At 63.6% G+C, this 750-nt stretch carries 1 protein-coding gene; it reads right to left on the minus strand.

The genetic code is table 11. The features are described from left to right. Positions 1-750, minus strand: a 750-nt coding sequence (tssI, locus tag AEQ63_RS26975; protein WP_152972417.1) for a type VI secretion system tip protein TssI/VgrG, incomplete at both ends; no start/stop codon positions are given.

The following is a 750-nucleotide window of genomic DNA, read 5'->3' on the forward strand; positions in this document are numbered from 1 at the left end:
CACCCATGGAGCTCAGGGTCTTGAAGGTGCTGCGGGTCTTGTTCGCCGGCAGTGGATAGGGAACGGTGTTTTCCTTGTGGTACAGGCACCCGCTGATCAAGGGCTGGTCGGGGTCGCCTTCAAGGAAGGTGACCAGCACTTCCATGCCGATGCGCGGGATGGCGATGCCGCCGTACTGGGCGCCGGCCCAGGCGCTGGAGACGCGCAGCCAGCAGCTGGTCTTGTCGTCGGCCTGACCTTCGCGATCCCAGTGGAACTGGACTTTGACCCGGCCGTATTCGTCGCAGTGGATTTCTTCGCCTTTCGGGCCGGTGACCACCGCGCTCTGGCTGCCGAGGATGCGCGGTTTCGGGTGGCGCAGTGGCGGGCGGTTGGGCACGTCCCACGGCGTGGCCTGAAAGCGGTTGCGATAGCCCTGATGGAAATCGTCTTTCAGCGCGGTGGTGTCGCTGGTCACCGACTCTTCGAGCACCTGCGGCTGCTTGCCTTCGTGCAGGACTTCGGTGAGCAGCCACAGATCATTCCACTTGGCTTTCGGGTGTTCGGTCAGGGCGAGGAAATGGCCGCTGACCAACAACGGCTGATCGCTCTTGCCTTCGGCCAATTGGAAGTCGCTGCGATGACGTTCGAGGGCGCGTTTGGCCAAATGCTTGCCGCGCTCGCGGTCGATGAAGCGGCCCGGGTAATCGTAGTCTTCAAGGTCGGGCAGGGCGTCGCCACGGTTCTCGCTTTCCAGGGTCAGGCGCGGTT

It is taken from the genome of Pseudomonas sp. RIT-PI-o (genome assembly GCF_001297215.1).
Classification (GTDB): domain Bacteria; phylum Pseudomonadota; class Gammaproteobacteria; order Pseudomonadales; family Pseudomonadaceae; genus Aquipseudomonas; species Aquipseudomonas moraviensis_A.